The 20,342-nt window shown below is 37.8% G+C and carries 12 protein-coding genes; 2 read left to right on the forward strand and 10 right to left on the reverse strand.

All coding sequences use genetic code 11. The features are described 5' to 3' along the window. Positions 1-8: 8 nt before the first annotated feature. Positions 9-1,004 carry a hormogonium polysaccharide biosynthesis glycosyltransferase HpsE gene (gene hpsE / locus G4P69_RS13975; protein WP_208338609.1) on the forward strand — a complete coding sequence of 332 codons (996 nt, stop codon included), beginning with the start codon at positions 9-11 and terminating at the stop codon, positions 1,002-1,004. 239 nt (positions 1,005-1,243) lie between these two features. Here the strand turns inward: hpsE and G4P69_RS13980 are convergent, their stop codons facing one another. The 10 genes from G4P69_RS13980 to G4P69_RS14025 form a co-directional block, all read right to left on the reverse strand. Next, the gene (locus G4P69_RS13980; protein ID WP_208338607.1) at positions 1,244-1,483 is read right to left on the reverse strand and encodes a hypothetical protein; all 240 of its coding nucleotides are present in this window, start codon (positions 1,481-1,483) and stop codon (positions 1,244-1,246) included. Between the two features lie 41 nt (positions 1,484-1,524). After that, positions 1,525-2,436 (reverse strand): ABC transporter permease, encoded by a 912-nt coding sequence (locus G4P69_RS13985; RefSeq protein ID WP_208338606.1) that lies wholly within the window; start codon positions 2,434-2,436, stop codon positions 1,525-1,527. A gap of 32 nt (positions 2,437-2,468) precedes the next feature. Beyond that, positions 2,469-4,673, reverse strand: coding sequence for an AAA-like domain-containing protein (locus G4P69_RS13990; protein ID WP_208338605.1), 2,205 nt, complete (start codon positions 4,671-4,673; stop codon positions 2,469-2,471). Positions 4,674-4,822: 149 nt separating this feature from the next. After that, complete coding sequence (locus tag G4P69_RS13995) at positions 4,823-5,197, reverse strand: response regulator (RefSeq protein WP_243902082.1); 375 nt, start codon at positions 5,195-5,197, stop codon at positions 4,823-4,825. Between the two features lie 57 nt (positions 5,198-5,254). Next, complete coding sequence (locus tag G4P69_RS14000) at positions 5,255-10,729, reverse strand: trifunctional serine/threonine-protein kinase/ATP-binding protein/sensor histidine kinase (RefSeq protein ID WP_208338604.1); 5,475 nt, start codon at positions 10,727-10,729, stop codon at positions 5,255-5,257. Positions 10,730-10,757: 28 nt separating this feature from the next. After that, positions 10,758-12,146 carry a radical SAM/SPASM domain-containing protein gene (locus G4P69_RS14005; RefSeq protein WP_208338602.1) on the reverse strand — a complete coding sequence of 463 codons (1,389 nt, stop codon included), beginning with the start codon at positions 12,144-12,146 and terminating at the stop codon, positions 10,758-10,760. Between the two features lie 107 nt (positions 12,147-12,253). Further along, positions 12,254-12,907, reverse strand: coding sequence for a hypothetical protein (locus G4P69_RS14010; RefSeq protein WP_208338600.1), 654 nt, complete (start codon positions 12,905-12,907; stop codon positions 12,254-12,256). 50 nt (positions 12,908-12,957) lie between these two features. Further along, a complete protein-coding gene (locus tag G4P69_RS14015) occupies positions 12,958-14,043 on the reverse strand; it encodes an amidohydrolase family protein (protein ID WP_208338598.1) in 1,086 nt (361 codons plus the stop codon). 190 nt (positions 14,044-14,233) lie between these two features. Next, positions 14,234-16,543, reverse strand: coding sequence for a TOMM precursor leader peptide-binding protein (locus G4P69_RS14020; protein WP_208338596.1), 2,310 nt, complete (start codon positions 16,541-16,543; stop codon positions 14,234-14,236). A 654-nt stretch (positions 16,544-17,197) separates the two neighbouring features. After that, positions 17,198-19,378: an AAA-like domain-containing protein gene (locus G4P69_RS14025; protein ID WP_208338594.1), complete on the reverse strand. Its 2,181-nt coding sequence runs from the start codon at positions 19,376-19,378 to the stop codon at positions 17,198-17,200. A gap of 418 nt (positions 19,379-19,796) precedes the next feature. Between G4P69_RS14025 and G4P69_RS14030 the strand changes: the two genes are divergently transcribed. Further along, positions 19,797-20,318: a hypothetical protein gene (locus tag G4P69_RS14030; RefSeq protein WP_208338592.1), complete on the forward strand. Its 522-nt coding sequence runs from the start codon at positions 19,797-19,799 to the stop codon at positions 20,316-20,318. Positions 20,319-20,342: the final 24 nt, after the last annotated feature.

Here is a 20,342-nt window from a genome sequence, read left to right on the forward strand (position 1 = left end):
TTTTTTAGATGAATAAAATAGCAATTCAACGTTTAGATATTACTGTAGCCATCCCAACCTATAATGGAGAGGCTCGATTACCAAAAATTTTGGATGGGTTACGAGAGTGCTTTGCAATAGCGCGTTCCCACATTGAATCACAACACATCACATGTGAAGTGCTAGTCATCGACAACAACAGCACCGATAATACGGCTAAGCTAATTCAGAATTACCAAGCAACTTGGGATGAAAATTTTCCATTAAGATACTTACGTGAAACACAACAGGGAGCAGCCTTTGCAAGATTGCTAGCTGTACGGGAAGCAAAAGGCGAGTACATCGCATTTTTAGATGATGATAACCTGCCTGCACCTGATTTGCTCAAAGAAGCTTACACCTTTGGCAAACAACATCCTCAAGCTGGTGCTTGGAGTGGTCAAATTCATGGTGATTATCAAGTTAAACCACCCAACAATTTTGAAAGAATACAAGCTTTTTTAGCTATCAGAGAACACGGGGATAACCCTTTTTTATTTGATGCAGATAATTTAAGACTTCCTCCGGCTGCTTGTTTAGTAGTTCGTAAACAAGCATGGATTGAGAATGTTCCTGTAAAACCTAAACTAACAGGAAAATTACCAGGTGTTCTTGTACAGGGGGATGACTATGAGCCGTTGCTTTACATCCATAAAGCTGGCTGGCAAATTTGGTATAATCCCAAAATGCATACCTATCACCAAATACCGCATTGGCGATTAGAAAAGGATTATTTATTGAGCCTATCTCGCGGTTGTGGTCTGTGTACTTGTCAGCTACGCTTTATCAATGCCGAAGAATGGCAAAAGCCAATAGTGTTTATCAGAACTATTTTTGGCAACCTCCGCCGTGTTGTAAAACATTCCATGAAATATAGAGGTGAATTACAAACTGATCTTATTGCACTTTGCGAAATGGAATTTTACATCAGCAGTATGATCAGTCCTTTCTATTGGCTGAAAAATTATCTACGCCCCTTTTGGTAGGCTGATATCTTGAATCAGCCCGATATCCCGCCCAGAACTGAAGTTCCGGGCTAATAGCTTAAGTCCATTGAAATGGACTGAAATCCTTGAGCAGTCCTCTTAAGAGGACTTTAGCTATCAGCCAGCGATTTAAATCGCTGGCTGGCTGACTGGCTGACAGCCCAGGTGCAAAATATGACAATATTCACAGAGAAACTTTGCCCGTTCCCTAACTAATCTTCTGGTTGCTTCATTAACCGTCATGATCCGCCAATAACTTTAGCATTGAGCAAAGTAAAAATGCGATCAAGTTCTAATATCCCGGTTAATTCAGCTTCTTCTTCCAATGTCAGCATATCAGCCTTTTTCTTCTCGCTCAGTTGGTCAAGGCGCGATTGTAGCTCTGGGGTAAACTTGAATAAATATAAATCTCTAACTTTGCTGATTTGTACGCCAGATTCTACCCACGATGAGGGTTGAACCATCATTTGAGCAATCATGGTGTTTACAGTTTTGATTCGATGTATGGTCGTATTCTAGCCTATCTCTTAGGTGAGACATTACCCAACCTAATTAAAAGCGCGATCGCAATACTAACAACCAAAATTAGCATCATACTTAAAGCTGAACCAAAACCCCAATTTTGGGTAGCACCAAGGAACTGGTTATAAACTAACCGTGCGGTTGTCATACTAGAAGCACCACCAAGTAATTCTGGATTGACAAAATCTCCTAATGCAGTGATAAACACCAAAAAAGAACCAGCAAAAATCCCAGTAATGGTTTGAGGTACGGTAACTTGACAAAAAGCTTGCACGGGATTCGCGCCTAAATCGGCGGCGGCTTCTAGCAAACGTTTATCTAGTTTTTCTAAAGATGCGTATAAAATCAAAACCATATAGGGTAGCAAGCTGTAGCTCATGCCAATCAACACAGAGGGACTGCGGTGAAGTATATCTAAAGTAGGTAAGCCTACGCTGCTAAGTAAACTATTGAGTAATCCAGTAGGACGGAGAATTGTAATCCAAGCATACGAGCGAAGTAACGAGGAAGTCCACAAAGGCAAAACAAAGCTAATCAAAAGTAAATTTCGCCAGCGCTGTGGGGCTATTTGAGCGATCCAATAAGCAACGGGTAAACCTAATGCTAAACAAATTAATGTAGTATTAAGGGCAAAGAAGAGCGATCGCTTAAGGACTCGCAGGTAAAGAGGGTCAAATATCCGTATGTAGTTATCCAATCCACTAGGATTTACCACATCTCCTGGTCTAATTCCTGGTACAAAACTTAACTCAAGAATTAGCACTGTTGGCACTACTAACAAAAGTAACAGCCAAATCCCAGGTGCCGCAAGCAATACTAAAGGTTGCACCCAGTTCAAAAGAGGCGGAGATGGTTTTGCATTTGTATTTTCTCTTAAGTGTTGCTCAGACGATAGATTTTGCGTAGACATCACCTTGGTAAAACTAGTGTTGACAGATTTAATCAGTATATCTGCCGCTGGATCCAATTGCTATTAAATATCAGTTCGTAAATACGATTATGAACTTTCAGATAACCGTTTTGTTTAACTACTAAGCCGGACAAAAGCAATTCCTTTTCTTGTGGGCTATCAACAGAAACAATTTCTGAGCTATGCAAAATTTGCCGATACAGTTCTAGTAGACGGACAGGTTGATGCTCACTGTGGAGGATGCGATCGCGGATTGTTCTTAAATGTTCTGGTTCATCCTGCGATTCCCAATTGTCTATGATATGAGTCTGAACCAAATTTGTCATCCACTCAGTCTCAGCGTTAGCGGGAATAGGGGAAGAACAACTACGGATGAGCTTACAAACCTTTTGAGTCAAAAAAGGCTGACCACTTGTCCAGTCCAAAACTTCTTTAAGAATTAATTGTGGGTTACTCACTTTGTCTTTCAAGCCTTGAAGCAGAGGTTGGGCTTCATGCAATTGAAAACCTTCGAGTTGAATTGACTGACCAATATTAAAAGGTGTTCTCTGATGGTCACTGATCAAGTCTGAGGGGGTGACAACTCCAAACAAAGCAAATGTTAAACGCCGATAATCTGGATTAATACTGCGCTGATTATAAAAAAAGCGAATCAGGGCAAAAAAGTCATTAATTGGAAAACTTAGACCTAAAACACTATCAATTTCATCTAAAAATATTATCAGATTTTGTGGAGGAGTGCCATCGTCTATCTTAGTATTAACTAATAAAATCTCTTCAATAAATCGACTTAACCTTTGAACAGGAGAAATATCAAGTTGCTCATTCCACCAAGCTTTCAGATTTACTTTGCCAAGCAAGTGGAAACTTTGCCATAACTCTACAGCCAAACCTTTATACCATTGGTCAGGTGTAACACTTTCACTACCGATACGGGTCATGTCAATTGCGGCACACAGAAACCCCTCTTGCTGGAGGTGATGCATCATGCTTACCATAAGACTAGACTTGCCCATTTGTCGTGCGTTGAGGATGAAACAAAATTCTCCACGCTTCAAGGCTTTGTAGAGGTGACGGTCTGACGATCGCACAACATAAGTGGGAGCATCCATAGGCAAACTACCCCCGATTTGGTAGTCAAAGGATGAGGAATCTTCAGCACTCCTGAGTAAAGCGTTTTCAAGCACTAGTTCCGCTTGGGTAGCTTTAAGAACTTCTAGGGTTTGTAAAAGTTCTTGCGTGCGTTCTTTTACTTTTTGCTCTAAAGTCCGGTTAGACTCAGCTAATGCGTCTTTTGTCTGCTGCAAAGCGAGATTCTTAAGTTCCAGTTCTTGAGTAAACTGAATACGCTCAGCTTCTGCTCGTCGACGTTGGGTGATATCTTGAAAAGCTATTATAGCATAGACAATTTTACCGTTCTCATCAAGAACTGGGGTACCGGAAACCTCTACGGGAATAATTTTGTTGTCTGCTTGGTGGAATTCCAGATCGTCACGAGTTACACTTTCGCCTTTTAGTGCTCGCACAGAAGGTAGTTCTTCATTAGGGTATATGTTTTTTGTTCCTGCACGATAAACTTGATAAATCTCTCTTAATTCATTAGTTGTAGACGTATTAATGATTCCCTTACCCATTATCTGTTGCGCCATCTGATTAGCGTAGTAAGGTTTACCTTCAGCATCAAAGACAAATACGCCTACTGGTACAGCTTCGAGAAACTGAGTCAACCTTCTCTCGCTTCCACGTAATGCTTCCTCAGCTCGCTTCCGCTCAATAACCTCTTGTTGCAAACGGCTTAGTAATTCTGCTTGAGCTTCTCGTGCTAGACGTTCCTGTTCGCAAGCAGCTTTCATCTGCTGCACGTGCTGTATAGTTTTATAGGTGGTGATTTCTAAATCCTGAAAATTAATTGGCTTAGTCAGAAAGTCAAATGCACCCCGGTTCATCGCCGTTCTAATATTGTCCATATCGCCATAGGCAGAAATAATCACTGCTTTGATGATGGGGTATAACTCGTTGAGCTTAGATAGTAAAGTTAGCCCATCCATTTCGGGCATGTAAATATCTGTTAAGACTATATCTATCTCTGGATCAGCTTCTAGCTTTTGGAGCGCTTCAACACCATTGTGTGTAAACACCAGATCTAGTTGCTTTTCCCGAATTTTTTTTCTAAATTTTTGGCGTAATAGAGATTCTAAGTCAGGCTCATCATCCACAACCAGTATTTTAGCTGGCATAGTTTCTTTTGTAATTATGAAATATAATAATTTAAATTTGATCTAATAGGATATTCCTAACACTAAATATTAGTCAATGAGCATACTCCACTTCTCGTTTGTCAGGGTTCGGCGATTTTCCACATTCACGAGAGACAGACTTAGGCTCGTTATTGAGGCAAATTGAATATTTTTTCCTTAAGGTTGTCAAATGCAATTGGTTTTGTGATATACTCATCAGCGCCATATTTTCTCGCAATTTGGTGTTTTTGCTCATCATCATAAGCAGTAATCATAAAAACTTTTAAATGAGGAAACTGTTCTTTGACGATTTTGAGTAATTCTAGGCCGTTCATGCCAGGCATGTTAATATCTGCTATAATCAGAACGACGCAGTTCGCTAGTTGATTGCGTAAGAATTCCAGTGCTTCCTGAGCAGAAAGAACAAAATCTAATGTTATTTGATTTTGCTTAAGTTCTCTTCTAAATTTCTGCTTAAACAAAAATTGTACATCTTGTTCATCGTCTACAACCATTACTTTCATTTTTGAATTTTTTTATTTATGTACTCACTTTATATTTTTTATTTTAAGACTTGCTAGTTAATTCTTTTCAGAAAGAATTTTAGGCAAGATGATAATGACATCTGTATAATCCGCTACTAGCGTGTCTATTTTAATTTCCCCTTGATGCTGCTGGACAATAATATCATGAGTAATAGATAAACCCAACCCAGTGCCCTCGCCAGGAGGCTTAGTCGTAAAAAAGGGATTGAAAATATGCTCCAGCAGTTCCTGCGGAATACCTTCTCCGTTGTCACGGATGCGGATTTCTACTCGCGTACCTAAATCTTTAGTAATAACCGAAAGTGTAGGTAAAAACCCCTCACTCTGGCTATCTTGCGTTTTCTGTAAAGAGATTCTCTTTTTATGCGCTGCATAGCAAGCGTTGTTAATTAAATTTATAAAAGCACGATTAATGCTTTGGGGTATGATGTCAACTTGCCCAAGATTGCGATCGTAGTCTGCCTTTATCACAATGTTGAAACTAGGATCCTTTGCGTGCATCCCGTGCGTAGCTAGATTAACAGCGTCTGCTAGCAGGGCATTAATGTCACAGAGCTGCCTTTGACCAGTTTGCCCTCGAGAATGCACTAACATACCACGTACAATATTATCAGCTCTTTTGCCATGTTCATTAATTTTTTTAGCGTTTTGGCTGAGAGTATCGAGAATTTCCTCGATAGATTCTACGGTTTCGGGATCTAAATTATCTTTTTGACTGTCAATTTCTTCCTGAAGCTCTTGGGCTAACTCTATGGAAAGTTCAGCAAAGTTATTAACAAAGTTTAAGGGATTTTTGATTTCGTGGGCGATCCCAGCTGTTAATGCTCCCAGAGAAGCCAATTTCTCTTGTGCGACAATCTGAGCTTGGGTAGCTTTTAGCTTTTGTAGGAGATTTGCTAAATCCTGATTTTTCTCCTGTAATTCTTGGGTTCTTGCTTCCACTTTTTCTTCTAGAGTGTGGCTATAATTCTCTAACTCTCGATAGAGGCGCGAATTTTCAATGGAGATAGCAGCTTGAGCGGAAAGGATTTTTAAGACTTCGACGCGATCGCTTGTAAATGCACCTGTTGTCAAATTATTTTCTAAGTACAAAATACCGCTTAGTCTAGCTTGATTCAACAAAGCAGTGCAGAGAATGGATTTTGGCTGAGTGATGGTAATGTAAGGATCACGGGTAAACTGTCCTTCATCAGTTGCATTATTTAGAACGACATTTTCGTGAGTGCGAGCAACATAGTTAATGATTGCATCCGATAGCAAGGGTATCTGAGTGTCAGGAGCAACAAAATCTATTGGGATAGATTGTAATATAGTGATGTTATTAGAATCTACAGATCCTTCGGCTTCGATCACCCAATTACCTTGTTTATTGAGAATCAGGTAGCCTTTTTGCGCACCAGCATTCTCAATCATCGTTTTCATTAAGTTTTCGAGCAACTTATCCAGCTTAATTTCACCACCAAGAACTTGGGAGGCTTTGATAACAGTGGTGATATCCAAAATTTCTGCTTTACTGCTAGATAGAGAAGAAGTTGTACTAAGATTGGAAGCTGAAATTGATTTAGAAGCTGCTAAAAACAACTGAGGATATTCCAATTCTAATTGCTCGACTTTTGCTTTAGCACCCCAGAGAGTATAGCAGTGATGGGCATTTTTTAAATATAGTTGACCAATTTCTTTTCTTCCAATTGAAAGATAAAATTCTGCTGCTCGCTCATAAGCCAAAGCTTCTTCATGGATAAATTCATATTGCTTAGCGCCTTGAATGGATTGTTCATAAAGTTCTTCAGCTTCCCACTTTTTACCTAATACTCGTGCTTCTTCGGCTGCTACTAAATCATATTTATTTTTAAAATTGTTTGGGCAATGACTCATCCAGACTGCCATCACTTTCTGATTTTCTTTTACTTGTTGTAGTAATTGTTTTTTTTGTCTTGTATTAGATTTCTTACAAGAAGCAAGCAATGTTAAAGAAGAGTAGAAGTTATACTGTGGCGCGGGTAAATATGCAGTACAGGCTTTCCAGTATTGACTTGCTTTAATTTGGTGAGCAAGAGCCTGTTCATATTGTTTAAAATAAAAATAAACGATTGTTTTTGTCAGATAAGCAATAAATAAAAGCCACTCATTCTTATCGTGGAGCCATACATTGAGATAATTCTCTTCTTCCTTTTCTGAATTACCAATTATCAAAACACTTTTGTTGTATCCTTCTACCAAATTGAGCGCTATACTATTACATATTTTAATGTAATAAAAAGAATATGTTTGTTGTATTTTTTTAATTATATCTGTGAATTTTTTACAAGTCTGTCTAATATCTTCTAAGGGATCTCCTCTAAAAATTTTCACAATACAGTAGCTTATAGACACATAAGAAGCAAACTCGTGATTGCCAGTATCTATACCTCTTTGGAATCCACTCAGTAATTTTTCTTCTGCTATTTTATTTCTGATAGATTCTTTCCAATGCCATATAAATCCATAATATAAATGCGTAACAAAAGCTTCTGATTTATAGTTATTAAATTTATCTAACAACTTTAGAGAAATTTGACCAAATTTATATCCCAAATCAAAATCTTCGATTACACCACATAGAATCATGCCATAAAGGCTATATATATTAGCAGCATCGATAGGGTTTCCATATTTTAAACAAAGATTAATCTGGATTAATATAACTAGAATGTATAAACGAAAATTAACTTGTATTGCAGCACCTACTATCTGTTGTAATATTGATATGACAGCAATCTTATACGGATCGCTCATCGGTTTGAGACTAGCTAAATCATCAATTACTTTGTCTGTCAATAAAATTTTTAACAGTTCCTGTTCTTCTTTTATTTGATTTTCTATTTCACTTTCTTCTTGAGGTATATTTACACCTATTTCTGTCAATGCTTCTCTAGCTATGTCTATTGCTTTCTGCTGATGAAATTGGGCAAAATAAGATTGTATCTTAATCAGGTATACTTTAATTTTATCTAAAGTGCTTTTAGTTTGTTGTAAAGTAATTGCATAAAGTTCTTCAACTTCAGAAAATTTTGAATTTAAGTAAAGAGATTCTAATGTTTCTACATAAACTTCAAATGCCAATTTATACTGGGTCAACCAACTATTGGATGGTAATATTTTTAGTGCAGTATCTAAATATTTTAAAGACACTCCATAAGCTGTTGAAACTTTTGCTTTCTTACCTGCTTTAAGATTTAATTGAGCCAATTCATATTTCTTAGAAACATCACTAATTAGTTCATATCCTTGATCAATTTGATTTACAATATCAAAAATATTTTCCTCTAACTTATCTTGTGTAGTATTTTTTAATAAAGTAAAACCCACTTCAAGATGAACCTTTTTTTTATCTGCTGCTGTAATTAAGGTATATGCAGCTTGCTGAACTCGATCATGTAAAAATTTATATATAATTAATTCTGGATATTTAGGAATGAAATTAGAGTCTCGAGATGAAGAACTACTCGACATTTCCTCCTGACTCCATAGAAGAGGAATTTTGTAGTCATCACTTAATGGAACAATTAACCCTTCCTGTAACGCTGGCTGAAGTTCATAAGCTGTCTTGTTTTGGGATTTTTTATTTATAGATGAGAGAGTTTTTAAACTAAATTTGTTTCCAATGCAGGCAGCTAATTTTAAAATATTCTGTGTCTTCCCGTCTAACTTCTCAATCTTACTAACCATCAAATCAACTACATTATCAGTTATTGTAGTTCTTTCAATTTCTTCAATATTCCATTGCCAGCAACTGAGGTTAGAGTTAAATAACAATAAATTTTCCTTGTATAAAGCTTGGAGAAATTGGGTGAGGAAAAAGGGATTACCTTGAGTTTTTTTATTTACCAAATCTGCTAGAGGTTTTGAGTATTTTAGTGAGCAGCTTAGACTGTCAGCAATTAACTGGTTAATATCATTAATTTCTAAAGGTTGAAGCGCGATCTGCTGGACTGTAGTCTCTGTCCTTTTAATTTGCTCTAATGTTTGTATTAAGGGATGTAGGGGACTAACTTCGTTATCTCTATATGCTCCTATCATCAATATATACTGACTATCTTCATCCTTCATCAAGAGTTCTATTAACTTTAGGGAGGGCAAATCTGCCCATTGTAAATCATCTAAGAAGATAACTAAGGGGTGTTCTTTTTTACCGAAAATAGTTATAAACTTTTGAAACAATAAATTAAATCGGTTTTGGGATTCAGAGGCTTGTAGCTCGTCCGATAGAAGTTGTTTACCGATGAGCTCCTCTATTTTTGGAATTATATTGGCAATAACTTGACCATTAGTACCCAAAGCTTCTAAAATTTGCTGTTGCCAGATTTGTAGTCTTGCTTCAGGTTCTGCTAATAGCTGTCTTATTAATTCATGGAAAGCCTGACTAAATGCAGCATAAGGAATATCACGTTTCAACTGATCAAACTTACCCTCAATAAAATATCCCCCCTGGCGTGCTATCAGTTTGTGAACTTCATTAACTAAGAGGGACTTACCAATTCCTGAATAACCAGAAATCACCATCATTTCAGTAGAACCTTGACTAACTCGTTCAAAGGCAGTCAATAGTTGAGTAACTTCTAGCTCTCGTCCGTAAAGTTTCTGGGTAATGTGAAACTTATCAGAAATATCATAACACCCTAAATGAAACTGAGAGATTTTACCTAGCGTTTCTAATTGATCAAGACAAGTTTCTAAATCTGCTTTTATTCCCCAAGCACTTTGGTATCGTTCTTCTGCGGTTTTAGCTAACAATTTCATTACAATGTTAGAAACAGTGAAGGGAATTCCACTAGTTCTTTCATGGGGTGGTACAGGTTGTTTAGCTATATGGCAGTGTACCAGTTCCATAGCGTCGGTACTTTCAAAAGGAAGTTGCTGGGTTAGTAGTTCATAAAAACTAATACCTAGAGAATAAAAATCTGTCCGGTAGTCTATTGAGCGGTTCATTCTACCGGTTTGCTCTGGAGAAATATAAGCTATAGTTCCTTCTAATTGATTAGGATTACAAAGCGTTGGGTTTTCCTGAGATAAACGGGTGGAAATTCCAAAGTCTATGATTTTGAGTTGTTCTGTTTCTGGATTATATACAATATTAGAAGGGTTAATGTCTTTATGTATAATATTCGCACTGTGAATAGCTGCTAAACTTTCAGTGGTTTTAATAGCAATCTTAAGAAATTCTTCTAGAGAAAATTGGTGCTTGGATATTAAGAATTTTAATGATTCCCCACCAAAGTCTTCTAGAATCATAATTAAGCTGTTTTCGTATCGCTGTAAGTCATAAGCTTTGACAATACAATCTGCTGAGAGAGAACGAGTAATTTCATACTCCTGCTTATATCGGGTAAGTTCTGAAGGAGTAGGGTAATTTTCTTTAAGGAGCTTAAGAATAACCGGTTGATTATCAGATTTGAGAATAGCTCGATAAACTAGGGAATTATCACTTTCATAAATTTTTTGAATAATTTGATATTTTTTTATATTCTGCATAAGAGAGTAATATTAATACAACTATGTTTTAAATCCTTTTTGGAAAAGATTTTTGATAGATTTCAGTAACCATGGTACTCGTAACCTGCAGATTGTTCTTTACGTATCTATAAACAACCTGCGACATCCACATCTCACAACTTTTGCATACTAGTCTATTAGACAAATTATTAATAATTAAATCATGTCTAAGTTGATTAAATAGATTGCCGCGCCAAATATTTTGTAAAGTTTCTGTGTTGTAGTCGCCCAAACTCACAATATCTTTATCAAAACCCAGTCTAAATAAAGTTTCAATGCAGTAGTATATCCTACCATCAGGGAGAACAGCCATTTCCGTGAAGGGAAATAAACACGACCACCGCCCGTTAGCTTTTTCAATGTAATATTTGATGTAATCTTGTACAGTATTGTTGATTCTGTCAAGATGCATATTAGCCTCTTTATACTCTGCTAAGTTCAATATACAAACAGCATCTGTTTGTTTTAGCCAACGTTGTCGAAATTTTTCTTCTTCCTCAAGGGTAACATTCTGATTTCTGACAAAAGATGTCCTTACCTCACAAGAAACACCTAGTTGCTCGCGGATCTGAATAAAATTGATTATATTAGATTCGACTCGGCGGAGATTGCCTCCCCGCACTTCCCAGTAAGTATTTGCGTCAGCGGCATCGATACTAATATCAATACTAGTTATACCAGCTTCCAGTAATGCTTTAGCTCGTCTTTCATCCAGCAGTTGACCATTTGTAGTTATATGAACTTTGGGAACTCCTTTTTGTCTACAAAGTTGAACAAAATCTACAATGTTGGGGTGGAGCATTGGTTCTTCAACATTACCGATTACGATCGCAATTCCTTGTTCCCCACATTCTCTCGCCAGACGCTCCATCGTTTTCCAAGGCATTACCTTATTACCTGTAAAGAAATCTGTTGTATGCGTTGACTTAAGCGCAGGACTATGATAAGGACACATAACACATTTGAGATTACAGGTATTCCCTACGATTACCCTAACGTAAGATGGTTTTACAGCTATTCCATAATGATCGGCAAAGTAATGGAGTTGTTCTTCAATGCTGGTTTCGGAAATAATATTGAAGCCTATAGAACCTAATAAATTAGCTTGATTTTTGCTTTCAAACCTTTGACGAAACTGGCTAAAAATATCGCTTAACTCTTGAGGATATAAATAAGCTAATGGCGGATATGAGGGTAAACCTAATTCTGAAGCCACTGGTAATGTAGGTTGGAAAATCACTACCTTCTTGTCAGATTGAACTGTTGCCAAAATTCGTTCTATACTTTTTGCATGTAGCGGGATACCGTGAGGTGGTACTTCAAGTACCATATTTGGAATGAGTAAGTTTTTGTCGATTGTATTTGGTAAAAGCTTTTGAGCGTCTTTGATAATCATAATTTTTTTTAGCAATCAATAAGCAATGAGGCAAGGATTTAATTCCATGCCTCGTTTGAGAAGTTCTACAAACCTCTATTTACTTGGAATGAGTTTGTTGAATTCAATTAAGAACAGGTTGTAGGAATATAAGGGCTATCGGCGAAGAATACATCGTTCTCTGTGTTAGAGATCCACTCCTCCAATTCTTGTTTAGTAACTGTTGCTTCGCCAAGTTTTGGAGACGGAGGATAGGGAATTTGAAACTTGATTAATCTACGTCCATTTACATCAGGATCTGCAAGAGAACCTTGAAACGCATTTACATTAACTGTAAACAAATAAATCGACGCTTCCTCCTGCGTAAATATAGGAAAATTATCAGTCCTAATTCTATCTTCTCCAAAAACCTTAACCAATAATTCACCTTCTTCCAGGTCACTTTTTCCATCTAAAAATTTTCTAGGATCAGTACTCAACAATTTTTTCAAACGTTCTGGTTTCTTATCCTTTCCTGGTTCATTAGGGTTATCAAAGTAGCGTTTTAGTCGTTTTGCTGCGTCAACTTGTTCACTAAACTCATTGACATCTTCTTCAGCCCAGCGCCAGATATAAGCAATAATTTGAGAAATCTGTTTAGCTTGCATACAAAGGCGACGGAGAAAAGGATAGACTTGTTGATTACCGTCAGCCTCAGTCGAATCGATATCACGCGAATTGTTGAGTTCATTATCAACAGCAAGATTACTGACATTTTCAAATAAAATACGTTGTCCGAACATGTTTTTTTCTCCTTATCAAAAGCAATTAGACATTTTTTCAAAAAAAAGCTTTAAATTAAGCCGTAGAACCGAACCGGATTATCCCAGATAATCTTTTGCACTGTTTCTCTAGATAACAGCGTCTCAAGCTCAATGATTTTCTTAACGATGTTTGGCTTATGATCCATGTGAGGATAGTCAGAACCAAAAATTAAGTTATCAGAGCCGATATATTGGATAATCTCAGCTAAATAAGGTTCATAAGGCTCAATAGCAATAAAACACTGTCTGCGAAAATACTCTGAAGGCTTCATCCTGACATTATCCTTAACCTCCCAATATAAGTTCTCGTACTCTTCATCTAGTCGCCATAGCCAGTAAGGCAACCAACCACAGCCAGACTCTAAAAAACCAACTTTTAGTTGAGGATGGCGCTCTAACACCCCTCCTTCAATCAAGGCTAAAAGCGCCATCATCTGCTCCATTGGATGAGAGCAGGCGTGTAGAGCAAAACGAGTGTGAAACCGTTGTGCTCCTGTAGTTACTAACCGACTATGAGTTCCTTCGTGAATCCCGACTGCTATTCCTAACTGCTCGCACTCTTTCCAAAATGACTCGTATGCGGGATCACTTAATATTCTTCCTTTTACAGGATTAGGGCGTAAAAAAACAGCTTTCCAACCAAATTCAGCTATCTCATGCAATTGTTGCACTAACTTCTCTGGTGCATGGAGATTAATTGCTCCTACACCTTTAAGCCGATCTGGGGCATAGCTACAAAATTCTTGATATAACCAAGTGTTATACCCACGGGTGAATGCTTCCGCTTCTTCAGGCAGCATATCATCAATTGCCCAAAGCCACAACCCGTAAGTTGGATAAATGAATGCGATATCAATTCCCATTTGCACCATTGCCTGAACATGGGATTCCGGGTTGTAACGATTCAAATAAGCATTAGGATGACTCTGCATCATTTGCTTATTTCCTTCTTCGCGAACTTGCTTTGATACTTTCTGTACAATCTCTTCGCCTTTAATCCTCATATCTGGTGAGGGAGCTAAGTGCCTAAATTCAGGTTCTAAGTACTTAGTCCAGACGGTTGAGGGTTCAACGACATGAGAATCAGCATCAATAACTGAATATCCATTCAACATAGGGTAATAAAATTGATAATAAAAAGGAGTCAGGAGACAGAATTCAGGAGTCAGAATACACTACCCATAACCGGATGGTGTTTTAGCACTCATTTTCAACCCCTCTGCATGGTAACGAGTAGACAAGGGTTTAACCAACAACTTCATTCTGACTCCTGGCTCCTGACTCCTGAATTCTTCTTCATAAAGCCTACATCCACATAGGAATAGGATTAAGTTGATTTTCTGTTAATGGCTTTTTCAACCAACCCATTTTTACTGGAACCTCATACAACCGTCCTGAACCTAATCGGTTCCACATGTGGCGCATTCCTGGAACAATTACCTTCGCGACTCTCAACCCAATATCAGGACGGGTTTGATCTAAAACAAGCAATTCCAAGCCGTTGTTTTCAACAATTTTTTGACATAACTTTATATCATCTAGAAAATCGTCGCTTGCAAGTTGGCGATAATCTGCATAGACTTTAGCTGGCATGTTTTCATCAGGAACTAAATAAGGTTGATTAGCTAAAGTTGCTGTTTTCCACCATTTTAGGGCTAGGGGATCAACTGGTGAGGGATATTTGGTACTACCATCAGCTTTTACAGATAAAACATGAGGTAGGATTTGGTTGACTTCAGTCAAAGCTCGACTAATAGCAATCTTTGGGTCAAAATGGCTTCCATAACCCAGCACAATATCTTCTACTTCTCGATCTGTTCTGTAAGTAATAGCAGCAAAAGTGGGAATATTGAGATCGCTAGTAATATCCAAGATCGATAGCTCGCGATTCAGGTTTTGGTAATATTGTTTCAGTTTGAGAAAATAGGGTTCATCGAAACTCTCTATATCCACTTGCGGTTTCTTGAGACGGTTATACCACCACAAGGCAACAGAGTCTCGCTCCACTAACTCCATAAACCCTTGGAGGATAGCTTCCTCGAGGGTGTTCCCTGCTGCAGATCCGTTGGAGTCAGCCCAGCAATCAGGTTGGTGTGGTTGAAGATAGCCGTAATAGCAGTAAGCTGTTGGAAGATATTTAAATTCTTGGTTAGTTAATGACCAAACTGGTGTCCAATCAATTTCTCTATCAGGATCAAAAGGTTCAGGGACTTTTTGAAACCACCAGTTCTCACACTGAAGATTCCATTGTTCTCGCGTTTGGTATTGCTGTTCACTGAAGTTCATACAGGTATTTGGGTGAATTGCTTTGTCTCCCATTTGGTGGTAACTGGCTTTTTCTCTAATTTCATCGCCCTGAAATACCCCTGAATATCGCTCAATCGCTTCGCACAAACCACTTGCTCTAGCTTGTAGATCGGTTCTACCTTTTCCTGCACTTCTACCTTGGAGGTTCTGACGTAAGCTGGTTAAATCATCAAACGTGTTCAGGAAATGGTGTTTAGCAACATAAGTATGGATTAACTCGTTCCCTGGTATTTTGTTCAGTTCTCTAACAACACCTGTTATAGGGCTAATATGATGTTGATGTCTGCTTAACGTTTCTTGAGGCGAGCAAGATCTATGTCCCCCATCGGCGGTAAAAGTTTTCTTGGAATGTCCTAAAACAACAGGTAAGGGTTTCTTTGTAAATTTATAAACTATCTCTCCACAGCTAGGACATTGAGGACGCTTAACTAAAGAGTGTTCTTGGGTTTGAAAAGTCAGGGTATCGTAAGTCAACAACTTTCCTGTTAATTGTTGATTTTCTCCTTGCACAATCCACTTAAAGATTTCTGTAGCTGCCATTCCAAGGGCAGTTTGCATTGTAGAATGTAAGAACCCTAAAGGAGGGGGTAGAGGGGAGGAAATATTTTGATGTCTCTGGATAAATCCTTCAATTGGTCTATTATCTCGTAATCGATGTGCTAGACATTCCCAGCAAGCACTTTTGTTGGGATAAAATAAAGGTCCAATACAGACTTTTGTTCCTAGAGGATTGACTAGCATCCACGGGGATGAGGATTGTAATGCTTGTTGGTTGAACTTATCTAGATTTTGGTCGAGGTAGTCGTCTGTTAAGACTATTGTGAGGTTTCCTTCGTCGGCTACTTGAATGTGCAGAGATTTAAGGATGGCAATAAAGTCTTCTGTATGAAGAGAACCATAAGCTTTGACTGCGACTTTTTTCAATTGTAGTCGTTGATAAGCCTTGGCAGGTGAGATGTTTAGATGATTGCAGAAGATGGCTAAGTGTGATGGTAATGATTCATCTTGTTCAACAAGATAGCCTTGTTTTTCCATTTTTAGCAGTGCGTGCTGGGCTTTAATAGTAATATCAAGAGCATTCTGGAAAAATAAGCTAGTTGTTTCAAAAGATTTTTGGTCTTTTAATAGTTCTAGTTGAATTATTTCAATAATTTCGTCAATATTGCGATGACCATCGATTAAAGAAGCTAAGCGGTAACATAGGCGATCGCTCAACCAAGTTATTTGTTTCTCAGATAAGAAAAATACATTATCTGGCTCTATAGTTTTAACGGAGTAACAGGGTTTGAAATACGGTCTGTTGAGCATCGTTTTGGTTCTTTGTTAGACTACCACGATCAACGGCTTAATTTTTAGGCTCGAATCCGTCCAAATCACACAAATTCAGTACTAGACACGTTTCATAAACAGCAATGACTCATTGGAGAGTTTTCGTTGAAAAAAACTCCTCCTAAAACAGGAGTTTGCTTATGAGTTAATACTTACTAATACCTAAGAGCCTATTTATAACGTAAATTTTAAGCTTCAGTTATAACTAAAAACCACTCGCTACCCTGTGGGAAGCTTATCGTAGGAAGTTCACAAGTCAGGAAAACCACATAACGTAGTGTTTTCCGCTAGCTACAACGTCCTAATGTTTACTTTATAAATAATCTCTAGTTTGCCCAACCGAATTTTATAATACCGCCTCTAGTGTGTAAAAAAAATACGGGTGTGGACAAAATATACATTTTTTAACATGAAGCATACAAGTAATCAGAAAGTAAATTAAATAACAAACATATACTTAAGAAATATAGTTGAGCTTTGAAAAGCCTAATGTATAAATTGATTTTATCTTACTGATAAGCGGATTAACAGCGTCTTTGTATGTTATTTGCTTTACCTTGTCCTCCTCCTTTTTCCAACAGATTTCCGATACATATAAATACGAGCAAGTGCAACTCAATTACTGTAATCATTTTACTGGAAATACTGACGATACAATTGGCAACTAGGTATGGCTTGATTGTGATTTAATTTAATCAGACCCATACTACTTAGCTTGTATGCTACAATCGGTTCTAACGGTACAGGGTCGGTAGAATTCATAACTTTGTGAAGTGCGATCGCCAACTCTGGCTGTTCTTGTAAAGTTGCACAATGACGCTGCAAGTGATTGTAATAAATGCCAGACGATGTGGGAGCACTTTCCAGCAATTGATCTAGAGTCAAGTCTCCAAGACTCAGGTGATAGATTGCTAAATGAACCAATCCTGGATGTCCTCCAACCATATCCATCAAAAGTTTTGCTTGTTCACCATCCTTCCAATTCAGCTTATAGGAATGAGCCAATTGCTCAACATGATCTTGAGTGAAACCCTTTAACTGAATTGGTAAACCTACATTAAAGGGAGACTGATGAAGCTGGAGGGGAACATAAATTTCTGTAGAGTGAACCACAATAAGACGAAGCTTGCGCCAAACTGGTAATTTTTTCGCTTCTTCATACCATGAACGCAATAACGGTAAAACATCCTTTGCGACTTGGGGATGCTCAAAAAGCTCGTTCACTTCATCTAATGCTAAAACCACAGGCGACTTAAGTTGCTCTAGTATATATCTACCCAGATACAGAGTACAACTTACTTTACTGCCAATATCTTCATCCCAATATTCATCTAATTTTGGTTCAAGATTGAGCTGACGGGTAACATTCGCACACAGCCAACGTAAAAATCGATTGAGATCGCTTAAAATTGTTTGGTCGATTTGCTCCAGGTTCAAGTTAACCCTGTGGTAACCAAGACTAGCAGCATAATCCAAAATCCTCAATAGCGTAGATGTTTTACCCATTTCTCTAGGAGCTTTAATCCTGATTAAAGCTCCTGGTTTAGTAATTTCTTTATTAACCTGTGCTTCAATACTAGAGTTTCTAATGTAAAAAGGGGAGTCGATAGGAACTGAACCACTAGGGAACCGAGGGGATATATCGTCTTGGTTTTCAATGGAAGGTTCTACCAGATTTTCTCTTGGCTTTGATATTGCTGCACTTCCAAAGCTTGACCATGTTAACAGAGGTTCGGCTGGATTCTGAAAAATAATGGGGAGCCAAGTGGCGCAGGGATAATCTCTCTCTAATCCTTGCAATCTTTCTCGTGCAGAACGCACCGCAACGTATAAAGATTTTCCACGGGTAAATTCTGCTAGAAAATGCTTAAAAAAGATTTGCGCCACCACATCTGGAATAGGCTCACGCATCACAATAACTTGTGGGATATACAAATCTTGAAGCTGTTGCGCCAATCCTAAACCCTCACAGGAGTTAAAAATTGCTAGCTTTAACCCGCGACTGATAGCTTGTCTAAGAGCATATCTTAATTCCTCAAGGCTAATTTTGTCTGTTTGATTAATATGTATAAACCCTTTTTGTTGCTTACAACTATAACTGTGACCAGCAAAAAAGAGAAGATCCCAACCTTGCTGCCATAGTTGCTCATTTAGATTTTCTAAATCCGGCTCTACTAAAAATTTAATTTCTGCTTTAGTTGATAATTGCTCTAAAAAAGTTCGATCACGGCTAATATTAATTCCTTTACTATTACCAAAAATTGCCAAAATTTTTACTGCGCCTTGGTTGTAATTTTCAGTTACTTTTTGCGTTTTCTGGTACTCTGCAGCACTTAAGGCAACTTCAGCTAAAGGATAATCATCAAAAAAATTCCATAAATGCCAAGGAAGTCGTCGTAGTAAATTATCATTGGTTTCAATAATGAAGCCAATTTCTTCAGACGGTTTTAACTGTGTGCGTAATTGCTGATCTATTTTACGAAACTTCGTTGAGTTCAACCATACATTTATCTTTGTTGACAACATCTGGCACAAACCTAGGAGATCAATTTGAGACACGTTAGTTATATAAGATTCTTGTATTTCAAGTTGATCATCTCCTTCTGTATAGATACGAAAACCTAGACGTTGATAAAAAGCCCAATAAAGAGAACGCCAATGATGGTAGAGTTCGGAAATCTGTGGTGCGGCTGGTAAACTAGCAGTAAATTTCATTTGGTAGGGGTTGTTTGCTTCTCCCAGTTCTGCGGTAACGTTAGCAAAGCCATCACGTAAGTTTCCTTGACCCAAGTTTAAAACAACTAACCGACTCATATAGCAGTCCTATATAATTTATGTAAAAACTAAAACCCGTATCCTCCTATCTGGAGTGTCCTTTTCCCTGCTTTAATCAGGAAGTTTACAACTCGTACACGGATTGCAATATATCTTAAAAAAAAGAACGGTCAATTATAAGATCCACCCAAATATTCTCACTTTACTTTCGTCAGTAAACTCCACTCAGACACATATCTATATCTATCTTTAGTCCTATAAGAATTTTAGCGTGAGTATTGGTTCACATTACTTCAGATTCCTTCGTTCAATCTAACATACCTGAATACGAATCTGAGTACGAATAAACGATTCAAGTATATTCACTGATGCCTTCTGGCGAAAAAAATTTTAATGGTGATTAAGTATTCTTGTGTGTACTTACACTTGTAATTTTTACATCACGTTTTAGGTTCTAATGCAAAAAACTAAGTGTATCGTTTCAGTTTTCTTCAGTGCTGTTTTAGCACTTGGCTTCGTAACGTCGGAAAGAAAAATTGCACAAGCACAGCATTCCAGTGGTTCTGTCTCCTTGTTGCGAGCAAGATGTGTTGACAGTGGAGTCGGTAGCGTGCGCGACCAAAACCTTGATATTTCTATTGGTAAAGCCGTTTATTCAAGTCGGTTTTATCTTGGTCCTGGATCACGCTATGCTTCCATAACCTGTAACATTAAGCCCATCAATAACGATTACCAAGGATTTCAAACTCTAAACTTGGGTTTTGGAATGCGTGATAATGATAGATTCAGTCCTGGTGTACAAGTTAAGGTTTACTTAGATGGTAAAGTAGTTGAAACACGCACTGTTTCACCTGCACGACAAACTTCGTTCTCATTGAACGTTAACAATATTAGCAACGTGTCTATAGAGGCAGTTTGTACTAGTCAATCCCAATATTGTGACCGAGTATACTTTTTCGATGCTTCTTTAGGACGGTGAAGAATGGGCATGGGGCATGGGGCA

The sequence above is a fragment of the Aetokthonos hydrillicola CCALA 1050 genome (genome assembly GCF_017591665.1).
Classification (GTDB): domain Bacteria; phylum Cyanobacteriota; class Cyanobacteriia; order Cyanobacteriales; family Nostocaceae; genus Aetokthonos; species Aetokthonos hydrillicola.